9 protein-coding genes and 3 pseudogenes are annotated in these 18,588 nt (G+C 44.2%); 1 reads left to right on the top strand and 11 read right to left on the bottom strand.

The window, feature by feature from the left end; genetic code table 11:
• Positions 1 to 17 precede the first annotated feature (17 nt).
• From AT705_RS25855 to AT705_RS23280, 7 genes and pseudogenes are all read right to left on the bottom strand, one after another.
• Positions 18 to 845: pseudogene (locus tag AT705_RS25855) on the bottom strand (iron-containing redox enzyme family protein).
• 323 nt (positions 846 to 1,168) lie between these two features.
• Entirely contained in the window at positions 1,169 to 2,713 is a 1,545-nt protein-coding gene (locus tag AT705_RS23300) for an aldehyde dehydrogenase (NADP(+)) (RefSeq protein WP_058798707.1), read from the bottom strand.
• A gap of 473 nt (positions 2,714 to 3,186) precedes the next feature.
• Complete coding sequence (locus AT705_RS26130) at positions 3,187 to 3,384, bottom strand: DUF7710 domain-containing protein (protein WP_420492131.1); 198 nt, start codon at positions 3,382 to 3,384, stop codon at positions 3,187 to 3,189.
• 261 nt (positions 3,385 to 3,645) lie between these two features.
• Positions 3,646 to 3,966, bottom strand: a complete 321-nt coding sequence (locus tag AT705_RS23295) for a hypothetical protein (RefSeq protein WP_058798706.1) — start codon at positions 3,964 to 3,966, stop codon at positions 3,646 to 3,648.
• 369 nt (positions 3,967 to 4,335) lie between these two features.
• On the bottom strand, positions 4,336 to 5,118 hold the full coding sequence (locus tag AT705_RS23290; RefSeq protein WP_058798705.1) for a class I SAM-dependent methyltransferase: 783 nt from the start codon (positions 5,116 to 5,118) through the stop codon (positions 4,336 to 4,338).
• A gap of 84 nt (positions 5,119 to 5,202) precedes the next feature.
• The gene (locus tag AT705_RS23285; RefSeq protein ID WP_058798704.1) at positions 5,203 to 8,910 is read right to left on the bottom strand and encodes a hypothetical protein; all 3,708 of its coding nucleotides are present in this window, start codon (positions 8,908 to 8,910) and stop codon (positions 5,203 to 5,205) included.
• A gap of 666 nt (positions 8,911 to 9,576) precedes the next feature.
• A pseudogene (locus tag AT705_RS23280) lies at positions 9,577 to 9,852 on the bottom strand (type II toxin-antitoxin system Phd/YefM family antitoxin); the annotation flags it as partial.
• A 470-nt stretch (positions 9,853 to 10,322) separates the two neighbouring features.
• Between AT705_RS23280 and AT705_RS23275 the strand changes: the two are divergent.
• On the top strand, positions 10,323 to 12,560 hold the full coding sequence (locus AT705_RS23275; protein WP_058798703.1) for an outer membrane protein assembly factor BamB family protein: 2,238 nt from the start codon (positions 10,323 to 10,325) through the stop codon (positions 12,558 to 12,560).
• A 116-nt stretch (positions 12,561 to 12,676) separates the two neighbouring features.
• On the opposite strand, the pseudogene AT705_RS25100 reads toward AT705_RS23275, so the two are convergent.
• From AT705_RS25100 to AT705_RS23260, 4 genes and pseudogenes are all read right to left on the bottom strand, one after another.
• Positions 12,677 to 12,829: pseudogene (locus tag AT705_RS25100) on the bottom strand (type II toxin-antitoxin system prevent-host-death family antitoxin); the annotation flags it as partial.
• Positions 12,830 to 12,972: 143 nt separating this feature from the next.
• Entirely contained in the window at positions 12,973 to 14,472 is a 1,500-nt protein-coding gene (locus AT705_RS23270; RefSeq protein ID WP_208856791.1) for a P-loop ATPase, Sll1717 family, read from the bottom strand.
• Between the two features lie 548 nt (positions 14,473 to 15,020).
• Complete coding sequence (locus AT705_RS23265) at positions 15,021 to 16,964, bottom strand: RecQ family ATP-dependent DNA helicase (RefSeq protein WP_058798702.1); 1,944 nt, start codon at positions 16,962 to 16,964, stop codon at positions 15,021 to 15,023.
• 310 nt (positions 16,965 to 17,274) lie between these two features.
• Positions 17,275 to 18,336: a S41 family peptidase gene (locus tag AT705_RS23260; protein ID WP_058798701.1), complete on the bottom strand. Its 1,062-nt coding sequence runs from the start codon at positions 18,334 to 18,336 to the stop codon at positions 17,275 to 17,277.
• Positions 18,337 to 18,588: the final 252 nt, after the last annotated feature.

Below are 18,588 nucleotides of genomic sequence, written 5' to 3'. Positions count from 1 at the left end.
AACCCTCCCAATTTGCACTAAGACAGGATCAACGCTTCCCCACTTGGCGTATACTGAATCGCCGAAGTCGCACTTTCTTGTGCCAGTAGCTTTTGATAGAGCGAGTCCCAATAGGCTTTACTGGTATTCAGGCGAACATAACAGCCAAAGATAATGTCTTGCTTTGCTTCGGGGTATTTGGTGATCAACGGTAAAATAACGTTATTCAGCCAGCCGTCTCCGTGAATGGTGTCAACGGAAATATGCTCTTCATAGTACTGCAACAACTGTGAATTCTCGCCAAGGCCGACTCATTTACAACCGGCGACAAAGCGCTCATATTGTTGTGGATCGGCAAGTTCAGTGATCGCCAGAGAACCCAGAGACTTAAAGTAATTTTTGCGATTGATAATGTGACGCATCAAAAGGTTGTACCCTTCCAGCGCCTGCCAGTTCAGCTCATCGCTGAGCATTGACTCATCGAGTGATAACCCCAGTTCATCAAAGATATTTTTGTACAAACGTACATGCGTATGTGCAGGGATTCCCTTGCCAACTTCATCCCAGAAGTTTTCTGCAACCTCTGGCCTGACTTCCTCATCAATGCCAATCAGTGAATAGACAATCAAATCGTAAAAACGAATGTTCAACATGTAATCGTTTTTAAAGTAAGTATTGAACTGCGCACGATTCGCTTTGTGTTCCATAAAGTGGAAGATTTCGTGCTCAGGCGTACTGTTACTTTTCCATATTTCCTTGATATGGTTAAGAAAGTCCTGACCTTCTAAATGTTCGACATCAAACTTCTCAACTTGTTTGGACTCCTGCTGCTCAACATAGCCCTCCAGTGTATTGCGTACACTCATTAGAAAAGCACTGCTGTGATTGTCATCCTGACCGGGGCGAGGCTCTCGAATATTCATGTTATATAATTCAAACAAGCTTCGGTGTAGCTCATACAACGAATGCTCGTTGCCACTGATGATGGCGTCTGCCGCTACTGATTTGCTTTTATTGATCAGCGCATTGAAGAGCGCCGGATTCTCAGTAAAAAACAACTCCAGATCCGCCGCATTAATCAGATATCTGACGCAGTCTGCCAGACCTGTGTTGTTGACGACATAGCTAACATTGTCTTGACTTAATTTGTTTCTCATTCTCATATCCTATTGAGTTTCTACATTGATTGTTATTGGTCTGCTGTCGCGCTGGTTAGCACAACAGGCAAATAATCGACGGGCATTGACTGAAAGCACACAGGCCGCATAAAGCGCTCAATTGCACGACTTCCGACTGAGGTGATTGCCGCAATTGTGCTACTGGGGTAAGGGCCACCATGTTGCATCGCAGGGCTGATTTCGACTCCAGTGGCAAATCCATTGAACACCAGTCGGCCCACTTTCAGGGAGAGCGCATCCACTAATTGCGCTATCTGCTGACGGTCCTCTGTATCAGGCCCTGAAAAAACAGAGCTGGCGAGATGCTCCCGAAGGCTCTTGGCCACCTCTAGCTGCTCGGCAAAATCCTGGCATATCACAATCAGGGTGGATGGCCCGAACACCTCATGTTCCAGTTCGGGATTACTCAGGTAGTCTTGTGCTGAAACGCTAAACAGAGCAATGTGTGCCTGACTTTGCGCGTTTTCGGCCACCCTTCCAACGGCCAATGTATTCAGCTCACTGCGAGACTGACGTTGTTTGGTCGCTCTGCGATATGCTGAACAAATATGAGGAGTGAGCATTGTCTGCTTCGCCTGTGAGGGAATAGCAGCGGCTAAGCTGGTTAGCAAAGTATCTAGGTGCTCGCTCTTTTGTAGTACCAGGATCCCCGGGCTGGTACAAAACTGCCCGGCTCCTTGCGTCATTGAACTTAAAAATGCCTGAGCAAAAGCATCAACCCCATTGGCAAATGTGCTGTCAAAAACAAACACCGGATTGGTAGACCCCAGCTCTCCAAAGAAAGGGATCGGTTCTGGCCGCTGGCTGACGATATCGAATAAAGCCCGGCCCCCTTGAATTGACCCGGTAAACCCAGCGGCTTTAACGGCCGGATTGGTCACCAGCGCAACCCCTGCTTCATGGTCTTTTGACTGTAATAGAGAAAAAACGCAAGGCGGAATATCCAGGTGCTTTAACGCACTTAAAATACAGTCAGCAACCATTTCTGACGTACCCGGATGAGCCGGATGGGCCTTTACGATTACGCTACACCCTGCTGCCAATGCGGATGCTGTGTCACCACCGGCGACAGAAAAGGCCAGAGGAAAATTGCTGGCACTGAATACTACAACCGGACCCAATGGCACCGAGCTTAGTTGTAAATCAGGATGTGAGGTGACATCCGAAGATGCTGAACACGCTCGTCGCCAGTTCCCCTCCATGAGCAAGCTGGCAAAGTGCAAAAGTTGCTTTTTTGTGCGATCAATCTCTCCATTTACCCTGCCGGTTGGCAACCCCGTTTCTCGTACACAGCGAGCAACTAAGGGTGTCCGGATGTATTCCAGCTGTTGCGCAATATTTGTCAGCAGTTCACTACGACGATGGTCGCTTAGCTGTCGTATCACCTCAAAGCCCCGCTCCGCAGCTTGAACTGCCAGATTAACTTCTGCCGCCCCAGCAGAGTGAAATTGTGGGGATATAAATTCATCCATTTGAGGCGCATAGGCTGAAAAACTTTCGCAGCTCTGTGCGCACCATTGCCCGTCGATCAAATGCTTGCCGGTTAACACTGACATTCTTCTATCCTGTATTTGTTTGTTCGCTGTCAAATACTCTAGGCAGAATACAGCCGTGCTGATAGTGATAGATATTTACAGGGCCAGTGAGCCAATCCTCATGCCTCGGGAAAGCCACAAGAGACGGGAGTTCGCCCCTCTTTCAGGTAAGGAAAATAAAATCAGACCGGTTTTAAGGGTAAGCATAAACTCATCGCTTACCCTTGCGTATTGGCGTGCCCCTCATAGCCATAATTGGAGAAACCAGTTTTGGATAGTATTAATATCCAATGACATGAACACGTCACCCATTGGAGGGCTGGATCTGTCGATAACGGTGCTAAGAATGCGCATAAGGCTGCGCAACTCTGTTATACAGAGTGATGTAAGTCCGAACCTTGCAGGCAATATGGTGATAGGAAAGTAATGACGCACTTGTGGTGCTTTACAAAAGAGAGTGTTCAAAAGCACCTTAAACCGACCTAAAACTTAACCTAAATACGCGCTCCATGTTTGTAATGATAATACGCCTGGCTTGCGATTGTGAACCCGCCAATGAAATCCGGCTGATTACTTTTTTCCATGATTTTCTCAGGCTTGATATTGTGCATATCATTGTCAATCGCCCAGTCAAAGACCCCCTGTTCAAGTGGATACGGAGTGAATACACCCGACAGGCTGTTATTTTTTATCCACGCTTCAGCTCAACCAATTTCGCTGAATATACCACCAGGACAAGCAGAGTTACGCTTGTTGAATACCCAAACGGATCCCATTTCTTTTCTCCGAAGTCAAAATCACATAATAACAGCATGAGTTAAGCGCGCCGTTTGCCAGAGATAGTATGAATAACTATAAGGTATTGTGCATCAGCACCTATTTTAGATAACCATAAATTATCAATCATACATAAAGTGCGGACACTCAACTCTGAGTGCCCGCCTCTGAGCACTTTACTTTGCAACCACTTCTTTAATGAGCGGATACCCATGTGTTGGCTGACACCCGTCAACATATATTTTTATTGGTCGACCCGTAGCATAGGCAGACAACAACAGAGAATATGTTTCTTTGAATAAGTTTTCATCTGCACTTAAAAATAAGTTCGTTCCCCTTGTACAACCACCCGAAACCATATGCTCATGAGTAAAGTAAATCCCATTTCTAGTTGGCTTTGGGTACACTTTTGTGACTTTTCCTGCCTGATTCCATTCTCCAGCCATCGAGCTAAAAGACGAAAAAGCCATTAATACCGTTGCTATTATTCTTTTCATTTTCTCTGCTTCCTATCATTTTTTATGGTCATATATAAATAGAGCGGGTGCCAAAAATAGGTGAGTTATTCTGATGGAAATTTAACTAAAAGTAACGCACCTTCATAACACCAAAGTCAGTGCTGAAACCAGTAAACAGTTTGGTCAGACTCTTTTTTGACACAAGGCTCTCATTTTGCGAGTGGTTAATATATCAATAAACAGACTATGCAAGTGAGCGTTTATTGTATGCTAATCGGTTTATGTAGCAAGCACTTAAGTGCTTGTTTTTATATTAAACCATGACCGTGAACTGATTGTATTGAAAAGCCAGGGAGCACAAACAGTATCACCACCGTTAGTCTAACCAAATAGGGTGATACCGTGCTTTTACACAAGCGCCCGGCTTTTGCTTGCTTTGATTGAATACAACATGGGCACTTGCTGACCTTGAATTAGCTTTTGATACCCCTGCTCTGGCACAAACTCCAGCCCCTCAAAGCAATCATATGGGCTATACGGGTGCTCAGTAAGCGACTCGATATTCAAACCAGCTCCAATCAGCGCGTTAACCACATCACTGACCGAATGAGTCCAGGTCACGGTCGTGGCTTTGGTGCCATCGCAGTTTTCTGTGTAGGTTCCCTCTTCTTCAATATCCGGCGCACCATGAGGAAAATAAGCATAGCCAGCCAGCAGATCATTAAAGGGATGAAACTCAACCAGATGGAATGCTCCACCTGCCTTGAGTGCGCCAGCCACAGTCTTTGCCCATGCGGTTAAATCGGGCAACCAACACAGTACGCCGTAGGAGGTGAACACAATATCAAACTGCTGTGTGTTACTTTGACCAAATTCGATTACATCGCTTTCAATAAACTCCGCTTTAAGGCCAAGTGCGTCTTTGAGGCTATTTGCCTGCGCGATAGCACTTTCAGACAAGTCTACCCCAGTCACATCGGCGCCCAAACGAGCCCAGGACAAGGTATCCTGGCCAAAGTGACATTGCAGATGCAGCAAAGACTTGCCCTTTACTGGGCCCACCTGCGCCAGTTCAACCGGGTTCAGTGAACATTGCCCGGCCTTAAATCCGGCCACATCATAAAATTTAGATGCTACGTGTACCTGGGTTCTTTTATCCCAGGCTGATTTATTAATGCTTAAATAATCCATCGTCTTTCCATAAATTCTATTTAGCTTTGAACACTGCGCCGCGCGTGTTTTAAACCAAAAACTAACGTGACGCAGCGGCAGATACTAACGAATTACATGTAGCCCGTTTACATTCAGGTAAATACGGTCTTTGTCATAGTACAAAATATCACCTTCCAAGCTGCTGCTAGCAACGTTTCGAGACCAGATAACAAGGCCTGTTAACCTGTCTAATGCTCTCAGTTTGGTGCCACTTTCTGACTCGATTAACTCAAGGTTTGATTGTCGACAAGATTGCTCAAGGCATGTTTGCTCAAACATCTCTTTTCTTTCAGTAGGGTATAAGCCCAGGTAATATCTTACGTACTCGCGATACGTGACATTATCGCCATTGGCATCCGCGGAGAACGAGTATACCAAATATTCATCATTGTAAGGCGATGTGCGAATGTAGTGTACCACCTCCAACTCCGGATCTGAGTCCGTATTCATCCAAACCGCTGCATGAGTGAGATCACTATGCTGACTGAATACCTTCTCCTTCCATGGGTGAACCAGTTCAACACCGTCGCGGGTTACGCGATAGACACCTGAATCCGGGATATCGAATTTGCTGGTCTCAGTGTTATCTGTGTTTGTTGTTTCCAGTGGACGTTTTTGTTTCACAAAAATAAGCCCATTACGATTGAAATCAGGGTGGGGCACTAAATGCGTAATTCCTGAGTTATCACCATAACTGTGAACCTGCTTACTGTTGCGATCGATGATCAGGTAATTGTGCTCATTTGGCTCTGCTACGATATCTATTCCCTGATAGCTACCGGTTACTCCTCTTAGCCTTTTGTATTCTAAGAGCTCACAAGAGTTAGAAGTACATGTACCAGAATGCATAACACTGTCATTTTCATCGTATAAAGTGTAGGTATCTTCGGAAGAGTCAAGTTTGTAATACGAACCATCGTCACGGTATAACACCCTCGACCACTCTTTTTTCCGGCTTAGAGGCGTGATATTGCCCTGAGCGTCCAGCTCAGTAAGATAGAATGAACCCCAGTTGTAATCACTATTTGTGATCACACGTGTGAATCCGTTTTCATCAGGCAACACATTAATCACCGCTGCAATACTAAATGCTTTGCTACGATATTTGGGCGTCACCTGGCCTTGCTCAACACTGGCTGCGACATAGACAACATCATGCGTAGGTAAGAAGCCATTGTCAGCTTCATAGTGCTCGCCTAGCTTAGTATAGAGCGGATCAAAAGAGGACAGTGCATGTTTATAAACCCACTCCTGGATACCATCATTATCCAGATCTGCTTGCCCAACCAAAGTCGAATGCTCAGAGCTGAGTTGTATATCCAACCCTGGAGAAAACTCCAGAGGCAAAGTAATAAACTGCACTTGTTCAGGATCAAAACTCAGCATTCTCGTGACAAATTCAGACTTAAAAATAAGCGCACTATAATTTCCCGAAAACGGCACATATTCCAATCCGACCAGACCTGTATACTCTTCAGAAAGGTATTCCAGAGTCAACATTTCACCGTCGTACACGTACCAACCAAGCGTTGCGCTACTACCATCGCTTCCATAGGAAAGAACCCCCTCACATTGACCGTCACCATCTAAATCTATCATATTTGCGATAGTGTGGTTATAATATGAGACGTTATTAATAATGGGCCCTTCTGTCGCCTTAAGCTGTTTATCAACATAGCTGATTATATTAAGCTGAGAACGTCTTGAGCTTGATACGGTTTGTAGCAGCTCCAAAGTACCATCGCCATCCAAGTCACACTCTTGCCACTTGCTATAACTGTTCTGATCCGCTAAGCCAATTAAGTCAGCGACACTTCTTTCATAGCTTGAGTTATACAGCTCAACTCCATTTTCAGAATACGTATTGACTATCTCCAACTCACCATCGTTGTCCAGATCGGTAATATACGGCTCTAGACGATGTAACGTACTTTGAGGGGTGAACACATGTGCTTCATCACTGGAAATCTTAAAGTTCACCAGTCGGCTGTAGTCGTATTCATGCGCATATAAGTAGACAAGTTCGTCTGCGCTGTCGCTATAGGTCACATTCAACACTTTCCCCTGAGTTGGGGTATGAAATAAGTTGCTTTCAACAACCAAAGTCTCATTTTGCAATGTCAAAGAGGAGATACCGGCATCAAATCCCTCTGAACTACTTAACAACATAGACTGGTTTACATCATTGCTTTTTTTCCAGCTAAGTGCTTTTGCGGGCGCATCACCGCTCAGATGATAGAGGGATTCGAGCTGTTTCGGTGTATGAGTCAATGGTATGGTGCCAGACACCAGCTTGGACGCTTGCGACTCTGTATCTGTCACTGTCACGCTGTAATGAGCTGTATCCGCAAACTGAAAAGCAGCTGAGTGTTGACCATCCCAGCTGACAACACCCGCTTCGTTAACGGTCATACCCGCTGGGCCTGTAGTTAGGGTGAACTGGTAATTTCCGTTGTCTGATAGGGCAATTTTAGCGCGGTACGGGGTTTGCTCACTTAGATCCGATTCAACTTCAATACTTGTTTCGGTCCTCAGATATTCACCTCCCCCTCTTACATATATTGTCTCCGAAAATTCAGCACTGTTATTGTGGGTATCTGTCGCTATCAGAGTAATTAGGTATTCTCCGCCTTTTACGAAAGTATACTCTTTTTCCCACTGACTATTAGTCTCAGGCTTTGATGCTCCTGGTGCCATGATCTGCCAGGTCATTTGTGACAAATTATAATCTGGCGCGTCAATGAAGTTGGGAGATAGCGTGACCTGCGTTCCTTTTTCGACCACATTCTCAGCATCAAAGTAAGCTGTTGTAGGGCCTTTGTCAGCCAGCATACTTGATACATTAAAGTCACTATTTGCAACCTTTACCCACCTGGCGTGCTCTTTACCGTCAAAGTAGTAGTTAGAACGAAATTCTTTACCGAGTGAAGCGTAATACTCGCCTTGTTGATGCGTCAGTGCAATCCAGGTTTCATCCTTCATAGACTGAATAGTGATCTGCCCTCCCTGTTCATCTGTAATTTTACTATCTGAATTTGGGATGACTTTTCCGTAGTCAGCCAGATATAAACTGCTGTAGCGTTCATTGCCATTACCATAATCGACAAAGGCCAATTGTTTATCATTCTGGCTATAGACCATGCTAACAGTTTCAGGCCCACCATACACTGACTGCATATAATAGCCCTGTACCTGATAGGTCTGATCCGTCACTTGCTCCTGAATTGAAAACCCGGATAGCAATTCTAATGCTAAGTTATCCACATTACCGTTCGCAATGTCAGGCCCAATAATGTGCATGAGTGCTTTACCATTGGCGACAAGCGGACCTACCTTGCAATTATTATAGACTACGTCATAGGTAGGCTTTAGCACGGTTTCGTTTTCTAAATCAGGGAGAGATACACTGCCGGTTTCACACGTCTGCTCTTCAGGTAGCCAGTATGCATCGCTGTTGTATTGCAAAAACCCTGGATAACGCGGATTAAAATACCGGGTGTCTGTTTTAACAATAAACTGAGTAACATCACGCCAATACAAAACATCATGCGTGATTTGCATGAAGTTACCGGGCTCAATCTGTGCAGACTCTTTTTTACCACTATATAGAGCCTGAAGCTTTTTTTGTGCTGTATCGTTTGTTGGGTTACCTGTTTGTGACTGTAAGCCAAGCTCAGATTTTGATGCCGGTGCAGCTGAATCACCGCCTCCCCCACCACAGGCAGTTAGCACGGTAACTGCCGCCGTTATACCTATCCAGTTTTTATACATTTTCATTTCCTTTTTTGCCTTTAATGGCTAGTGTACCTATAAACGATTTAGTCACACAAGAGTAAAGGGCAATACACATTATCGTAACTTCAAATTTTCCCCCCGGCGTGTACATTGCTGAAACAAGTGCATTTTCAAATTCAGTTACAACGGCAGTACACGCATTTGGGGCTATACGCCAAGCGCAGAGTAAGAGGGAAAGTCGTATTAAAACAAAGCGCAAAAGATTACCTCTTCCGCTGATTTTCAGGCTATTTACCTGCATCAAAACCCGTCAGTACAGGGCAAACCGGCGGTACAATATCAGCCTGAATACTATCTGGTGAAGTGTGAGAATAAACCGGAAAAAGGCGATTATGTGGTGATTGCCGAGCGCTATCACGCAATCGTGCCAGACCCCTGCAGTATCTATTATCTATTATCTATTATCTATTATCTATTATCTATTATCTATTATCTATTATCTATTATCTATTATCTATTATCTATTATCTATTATCTATTATCTATTATCTATTATCTATTATCTATTATCTATACAATAGTGTGCGCTTATTCTATGAAAATGGTGGCGGCGATCCCTATATTGTTTCTGTTGCTTGTGGCGTAGACCTTGGGTTTGGTAAGGAAATCCCGGGGGTGATTGTTTAGGTAGTTGTTTTGGCTTTTTTTGTGGCGTAGCACTTGAGTACGCGCATCCTCGTTTGATACGCCAAGACCTGAAGCTAACTAAGCCTCAGCTGCACGCATTTCTTCCAGCAATTCAATTTTCTCTTGCATCGCTTCGTACTCAGCCACATCAAACACAACGGCAATACCTTTACCGCGCTAGGTGACTACCAATGGACGGCGAGTCTCATTGATTTGCTTGATATAAGATGCAACACCAGCTCGAAATTCAGAAAACGGCTGAATATCTTTGTCCAGATAAATACGACTCATAACGGACCCTAAAAAGTACAAAATAACGTACAAAAAATAGTTCAACTAATGATGTTGAGCAAGAAGTTAGGTGTGTTGTGGTAGTTGGTGCGTGGTCATGCAAGATATGCCAGCTACAACAAATTTACTGGCATGCCACAGTTTCAAGTCGAAAGTGCATCAACATATAGGTAGATGCCCTCATCAGTAACGAGACCTTCAAGCACGCAAGAATTGAGCAATTTGACATAAAAATTGGCGGGCAGGACATGTTCAACTGCAAAAGGGTACCACGGTGCCTTAAGTCAGAAGAGAAACAAGCCCTACTCAATTGGTACATTAACCCTGCGTAATACAATGTAATAACTCCCCACCCTGTTTATTCATATATTGGACTGTAATTCTGAGCGCACGCAAGGGCTGGTGTTCTTGATAAATCAGCTTTGCTTTGAGCGCTCCCTCCACCTGTAAAATGAACCTAGGGAAATAAAATGAACATACAAAATTCGAAACTTTCGTTACCAACCATCGAGTCTTTAACGGCTGAAAATACGTTAAACCTTCCAAATACAGAGTGGAATTATCAAGTCAGCGACACTGCTGGCAACATGAGCATGATTAACAATGATCAGCATATCTACATTGGTGCCAACGGCTGTATTTATAAATTAGATGCCGAAACGGGGAGCTTACTCGAAACAAACAACCTGCCTGCCCCCCATAATGATAACGTTATGATGGCTATTTCTGAGAATGGTAAGTCACTCTACGCAGGCACTGCAGGCTACGTTATTGGTATTGATACTGATAACTTTGGTCAATCAATGTGGCACAAGAAAATTGAGAAAAGCAACAAAAATGTATCGCTAGTATGCCACGGTGACAGAGTATATGCGGCCTGCCATGGATATGCCTATCTGTTGGATGCCACTACCGGGAATAATATCTCAACCAACAAACTCAAGGGCGCAGGCTTCCACGACTGTTGTTTAGCCTTAAGTGAAGATGGTGACACACTTTATGTGGGCACTGATGGCTACGTCTATCGTATCGCTACTAATCACTTCTCAAAACAGACCTGGCGCAAAACAGTTAACAGCTCATCTGATATCGTTAGCCTATTACTGAAAAATGAAATTCTATATGCCGCCTGTCACAATCATGCGTATAAATTAAATGCAAATACGGGCGATGAACTGAACCACCTAAATATTTCAGATGCACATAGCAAACCGCTCAGTTTAGCGATTACACCTGATGGCAAACGGCTATTTATCGGCGTGAGTGGCGATGTCATCAGCGTTCAAACTGATACATTTTCAACCATTGACTGGCGTACCAGCCTGACCTCAGAACAAGAGACAATCTCATTTTTGTTAGATGGTGACATAGTGAATACTGGCTGTATCGGCTATCTATTGCAACTCGATATCAAGACTGGCCAAATCATATTCAAAAGGAATTTTCCAGGCATAGGTAAACATGCTGTGGCAATGACTAAAAATGAAGCGGCAAGTCACCTTTACTTTGCTTCAGGGGGCTATGTGATTGCAATGAATCCTATTCAGTTGCTCAACGCGGGTTGGGATTTCATATTGGCTGAAAAGGTCACACCAATGAACAAACAACTTCGAGCACTCTATGATGCGCAAAAGCTTCCACATCAACTGGCCGGTGTTGAACTGGGCTGCCCTCAGGTAACAACTGCGGACACTCACAACCAGCAGCAGTTAACTTTTTCAATTTCCGTCAAAGGCACGATTAAAAAACTATTTACCATTCATGGCAGCATTACTGCATCCATTGATTTAAACCAGGTAAAAGCAGAGCTAATCAATCAAAGCGACCATGAATGCACGCTACAAATCAACTTTGCTGACCAAGTAATCAGTGACGTTGATTTATCTCAGCTGGACGTTAAGTTCTTAGAAAAGCCAATCGATATTGAACAGCAGCATAATCATATTACTGAGCTGCTCAACCAGGCCATAGGGCAACTCGGCTCTATTGAGTTTCCACTCAATATAGCTCTGCCTGTAAGCTCAGAACAGAGCAAGGTCGGCCTGGCTTATGTCTATAATCGAGCGCATAAAGAAGACAGCTTCGTAGCCCTAATGATCGGCGATGATAATACCGAGCCCAAAAGCCCATTATCGGTAAATACCATCCCCCTGGCCTCAGCGTGTGAAGTTTCGATTATCATTTCAAATCTAACCATTATGAAATATATAGAAAAGTCACTGTACCAAATGTTGGAGCAACAAGAGTTATTCGTTGATAGTCATTTTATGAGCTTAGATACTCATGTTTATCCCGCACTAGTGAGTAACAGCGAAACTTCAAAAGAGTCCGAATATGCCTGTGGCGCTGCTGTAAAAATCGAAAAAGGTCAACTAAACAGCCAATTCTCACCCAATGGCCAATTGGTTACCCATTTAAACTTACGCTACAAAGAAATCATTATCAAGGTCAGCCACACTTATCACATTACCCTCAAGATTGGTTTTAGCGAACAAAATGGTGAACTACACCTTTCATTTGACAATAGTTATGACAGTTGTAGTGGTGGTACAACTTGCAGCTACATAAAAGATGCGGTGAAAAAAGCATTGAATGAATTTCACGATTTATTCAGCGACGGATTCAACATCACGGTACCGGCGATTGAGGTTCAAGAAGTGCAATCACCAGGCTATATCCAGATTTCAGGCACAATCAAAGACGCATAATTTAACCCCACAGCAGTGAACAGTGAGCACTCACAAACATACATAAGTGGTTGATAATTAAGCGAGTACTCGTACCATTTTTACGTCAATTGAGAATGGGTGTCGTCGTAATTTTTTGTCGTAATTTTTCTATTGTGATAATTCAGGGACATGACCATTGCATCTGCCAAGTCACAGCGAACAATGGCGGTTGTGTCAGCATCATTAACGAGACCGTCTAAAACCGCTTTGAGGCTATTTCTAGCTTCAGTAAAAGATACAATTTTCACAAGGCTCCCCACATGTACAGTTAATGAAAAAAGTGAAGTCTCGCGACTTTAACTTGTGCAGAAAGTTTGGCATGGGGATTGATGATGTAATTGGTGCAACCATAACCCCTCGGAAGGGGTCATTTGCAGCTTTTGTCAGCCGTTCAAACTAACCATGAACGCTTATTTTTCCTCAGCTCTTCTACATAGGAATGGAATGCTGGATGTATTTCCCACTCGTATTTTTGTAACTCGTTCCAATTAGCCATATCGACTAGAAAAGGGCGTTCATCATATGTTATATGCTCATATTCCGAACCATCAGGGTTAAGGTTATGCCGAGCATTTATAAAGTTCGACATATGTAAGACTTTCAAAATAGCAATTGCGGTTTCATTACTATCAGGGTTTAAAACCTTACCATCAATAGCTGTACTTCGTGCAGAAGCAGCACCTTTTAGATCAGATATAATAGATTGAAAGCTGAACTTATTTTTTGTAGCAAAGTTATTTATTATCGCTTTTGTCTGAGGACAAATTTCTCTATATTCAGTTTCAATGTTTTTAATCCTGGACTTAGCAAATGGAAGCATTACATCGTATGCGTCTTGAGTATTAATTTTAGAACCATCTCGCTCCTCAGAGGATTCTATGAGCTCTTGAACTAGATGCACCATATCTCGAGGCCTATTTCGTGCTAGTTTAGCAATCCAAGCCTCCCAACTCCTTAAAATTTCGGTGGTTCCGGGTAGGGTTATTTTCTCACCAGAAAAATAGGCTTGTGTTGAATCAGACTCACTTCCACTGACCTCTTTATTTGCTAACGAAAGTCGTTTTCTAAATATTTCCTTGATTTCAGACTCATTAAAACGAAGATAATCAGGCTCTTGCATTTTGTCCAGCCTGTCTGAACCTAGTTTTTTGTTTACAGTCATCGTATGCCAAATATCCGTCCTAACAGATATCATGCAGCGGATATCATTGAAGTCATTAGCCAAGTCTACTATTGCTGCTACTATCGCCCAACAAACTGAGTAATCATAATTACCTTGCTTTTCAATGGATGCCTGATCCACATCATCCATCAAAATCCATATCTTATTTTTGTTTTTACTTAAAGATCTTGCGATATCCGTTTTAAGAATTGTTTCCTTTTTATTTAATTGTTGAAGCTCTTTCGCAGCGTTGGCTACTTTGGAGGTTGAAGGTATTAGCGAAGGTAAAAAGCTTGCCACTCGAGAAATCATATCCGCGCGGGTCATTCCTTCTTCAATAGCCAATTTCTGTAGGTTGACCTCAGAGTCTGATACTGCAAAGTCGATAAATGTTCCAAGCTTCGCAGCAATTGCTATCAGCAACTGATTGTAAGCCGCTGAAATTTTGTCAGAGTTTGTAGCTTTTCGTGCTATTTTTTCACAATCGAAGTCTTTTGGTGTCAAAAGAATTGATACATCTCTCTCTTCCAAAATGGACTCATTCATAACATTCAGGAGAAGAGATTTACCCACACCTTTAGAACCTAGGAGAACCTTATATCTTGCTCTGTTAAATGACAAAAGGCTCTTTAAATTTGATGGTGAAACAAACACGTTGTTCCTGATCTCAGCTTCTGCCTCGGCCTCTCCACCGAAGAAAAACTTACTTAAAACTTCCAAAGTTTCCATTAAAACCTCTTTCAATTGGCAACGCATCTATCTTACCTTGCGACTAACGCTCCGGTGTTAATGCGCACTCATAATCACCTGTTGAACTGGGCCGCTACCTGCACGCCGTCTCCGGTTGATGTGGTTTATGCTATGGGGATTTGCTTTTAGATGAGTAACTTTTGTTTTGAACAGTTTGTGACTCAAACCGTGACAACGTGACTCATTCCCTGCCTGGACAACGTTATTTATGAGTATCATTAGACCCACTTTTTTCTTATTTGGCAAGATGCTGTGGTTTCGGTACAACTTGACTTACTTCCCCAGCATATCGCATTGGAAAAGTGATCATCTAATACAAAGAAGCTTTTTGCGTGCTTCAGTATACCCGCTGCGCGGTAAGTTAATATATCCCAGCTCGCAAGCGCCTGGGATGATAGAGATGGAAGTCAGTTTTTATAGAGAAGTTCAGCCGTGCCAGCTTTGACTACCAGCCAATGCTAACTTAAACACTGTTTTTCTTTGATATTGGCGCTACTTGATAATACATGCTAAACCTTTACGCACCATTATGCCCCAAAACCCAATTGCTTTACTTTATTCAAAACCTGCTGATAGCGAATGTCTGCGCAGCTGCCAAACCCGGCGCGCTGTCTGAATTTGGAAGACGTTGCCAATGGCGAGGTCATGCCGGTTAGGAATCGGGTCAGTATTGCGGAGCTTGGCGTAACGCCAATTTGCATCAAATGCTGTTTTAACGCATTTAGGTCGTTTCTTAATGTGTCGTCCGACGGAAATTCTGTCTGCTTAGACTGGGCTAATTGTGCAACCTGGCCTCGGCACGCTGAGCAGTGCCCGCATTGTTGTGGCGCATTTTCATCATCAAAATAACGCGCTAAGTTATAACTTAAACATGTGTTTAACTCAAAAAAGCGCAGCATGGCCCCAATACGTTTAACCTCGGCTTGCTCCTTATCTAAAAAGTAATCCGCAAGTTCTTTGGCCAAATCTGGCTCTGCCAGCTTAGTTTCATTAACCTGATACACCTGCATCATGCGCTTTGACTCAAGCTCGATATGCCCTTGCTCATGCAGGTAATCCAGTGCTGCTACAATCCGATTTCTGTCGTGCCCAAGTTGCACTAAGGCCTGAATATCAACGGTGCCCCACACTTTCTTAAATTGTGTATTGGCAATTATCTGCTGAATAAATTGCTGACGGTTCGCATCGAACACATTTATGACTTCCTGCTCTGTGCGTAACCACTTGAATCTAAAGTCGGCGTAAAACGCGTACTTGGCCTCAATTACGCCTTTGAGTTCGAGCTGCACCAGCAAGGTTTTTAAAGCCAGCAATCGAATATTGCTGACTTTGGAGGCGCTGAGTTCCTGCATTTCCCATAAGCCCTGCTGTTGCTGCGATTGAATTTCATCAATCAGCGCCTGAATGCTGGCTTGCTCAGGGGTGTCGGCGTAAACAAAGTTCTCGAGCGTCGCAACGCCATCTAAGTTAGCCAGGGTAATACATTCCGAAAATTGCCCGTCGCGCCCTGCACGGCCTATCTCCTGACTGTAATTTTCTATCGATTTTGGCAGGTCGTAGTGCACCACAAAACGAATATCGGATTTGTCTATGCCCATGCCGAAGGCAATCGTGGCAACAATCACTTGTTTGTGATTGTTCATAAAATCGTTTTGGATACTCTGACGAAGGCTGTCATCCAGCCCGGCGTGATAGGCTGCGGCATTTACACCCGCCGCCTGCAATTGCTTAGCCACCTGCTCAGCCTGTTGTTGCAACGTGACATACACAATGCCTGCGCCAGCTTGTTGCTTTAAATAGCCAATCAATGCCTGCACTTTCTGCGCTTCCGGGTAGGCATACACGCTTAAATCCAGGTTGGCACGGTAAAAGCCCGTCTGAACGATATGCTCGGGTTTTATATCAAACCGGTTCGCCATGTCGCGCTTTACTTTTTTGGTCGCCGTGGCGGTAAGCAGCAGCACTAATGGAATGTTTAACTCATTACGATAGTCGGGTAACTTAAGATAATCGGGCCTGAAATTGTGACCCCACTCAGAGATACAGTGCGCTTCATCAACCACCAGCATAGAGACAGGCACTTGCTTAATGAACTCTCTGAAGCGCTCGTTTTTAAAACGCTCAACCGAGATCATCAGCACTTTAATGCTGCCATTTCTAACATTTTGCATCACAGACTGACTTTGCTCGCGGGTTAACGTTGAATCTAAACTGGCCGCATTGATGTTTTTGCTGTGTAAAAACTCTAGTTGATCTTTCATAAGCGCCAGCAAAGGTGAGATTACTAAAGTTAAATTGGGGAGCTGTAAGGCTGTCAGCTGATAGCACAAGGATTTACCTGAACCGGTTGGGAAAATTGCGAGGCTAGAGTGGCCGTTAACCAGCTGGGTAACGGTCTGTTCCTGACCAGGCCTGAATGCTGAAAAGCCAAAACGCTGCGATAAGGTTTGGTGGAGCGTCGATTCGTTCATGAAGCAAAATTCCGTGTTAACAACTGCCAGTTTAAGATATCACAATATCAATCCCCAATAATACCTAACCAGTTTGACGGGTGGCAGGCAATCGAACGGGAGTTGGTGGATTCACGACCAGAAGGAGCCACGGCATTGCAGGTTAGTAGATCCCGGCTCGCACGCGTCCGGGATGACCATGGGGTTGGTTGGGTTTGTGACCAATAGGAGCCACGGCACTGAATGTTAGCCGTTCCAGCCTCGTATGTATCCGGGGTAACGGCATACAATGCGAGACCTGGTTGCCCTCAGTTAAGCAATATTCACTCTACTAATTACTGCTAGTTTTAGTATCTAAAGCGGCGAGTTGACTGGTCAGCTGGCGCATAGCTTGCGCTCTCTCTTTGGTCAAATAAGGGTTAGTGGATTGACCGCTTAACTGCTGCAATGCCATCAGGTAGGCTTGCGACTTTGCAGACTCAACCTGAGTGTTAACCAGCGGCATGACACCTGTCCCTTCCCAGTTTTTCTGGGTGACTGGGCTAACGGTAGTCGCGATTGCCACAAATGCAATAAAGTCATGAGATAACTTAAATTGCCCGATCGGATTGGCCCCGCCTTTTGACGGTTCACCAATCACAGTTGCTCGCCCCAGGTGCTTCATCGCATAAGCAAAGGCTTCACCGGCAGAGAACGTCTCTGGCCCAATCAAGATGTACAGAGGTATATCGCGCAGTTGAGCGGCCCCCAGGGGCTGATCGCTGCTAAAAGGATAACGGCTTCCACTTCTATATTGGTAAGTGTGCAACAAAGTGGGCTTGTCTAAAAAGTAGCTGGCGAAGTGGGATATCATAAAGCCATCTCCCCCACCGTTTTGACTAAAATCCAGGATGAGCGCATCGGTTCTCTGTAATAAAGCCATCGAGGCAGCAATCACTTCTTTTGCTTGTGAAGATACGGAGTCGAAGCCCCACATCTCTAAATAACCAATATTGCCTGCCAGCACTTCCACCTGGCGTACGCCGGAATTCTTGCGTTTTAGCTCGGTAAACCAGGGCTCTCTGGCCTCTTCACTGTGTTGACCCAGGTTATCGACCCGAGTGACTAACGCCAGATGCTTGTCGTATTGGCTCACTAAGTCAGTGACTTGTTTCGACAAGCCATGTCGTGATTGCACGCCCTTAAAAGTTAATGCGCGTAAATCACCTGCAATTTTTTTAGCAGCATCGGTAAACACATAATTTTGCTCGATAGAGTGAGCAAACTCTTCCACAATACGCTTGGCCTGCGCGGGCTGTAACTGTTGCGCAGCGTCAATTTCAATGACTTTGGCATGTAGCTGATTGATGCCCATGACGAACAAACTTATCCACAATAAGTATCTAATAATCATAAAATGTCCTTTTTATCGAGTGAGCCAATTGCCACAAGCTCAGAAAGTGTGCGTCACAGAGTTCACGTCTCTGTGACAGCATTCTTTAACAGCGAAATGATGTCGCTAATAATCACGTCTTACACGTGAGAGGCTGGAACATCCAGCCAAAATCATGCAAAGCGCTCCCTTAAAGTACCAATTTAATTTGACCACTACAGGCACCTTAATTTTAAAAGACTCTGACTGTGAAAAAGAGTTCAAATATCAACA

It is taken from the genome of Pseudoalteromonas rubra, from assembly GCF_001482385.1.
GTDB classification, from domain to species: Bacteria; Pseudomonadota; Gammaproteobacteria; order Enterobacterales; family Alteromonadaceae; genus Pseudoalteromonas; species Pseudoalteromonas ardens.
Note: the sequence above shows the minus strand (reverse complement) of the source record. Positions and strands in the feature narration are given on the sequence as shown.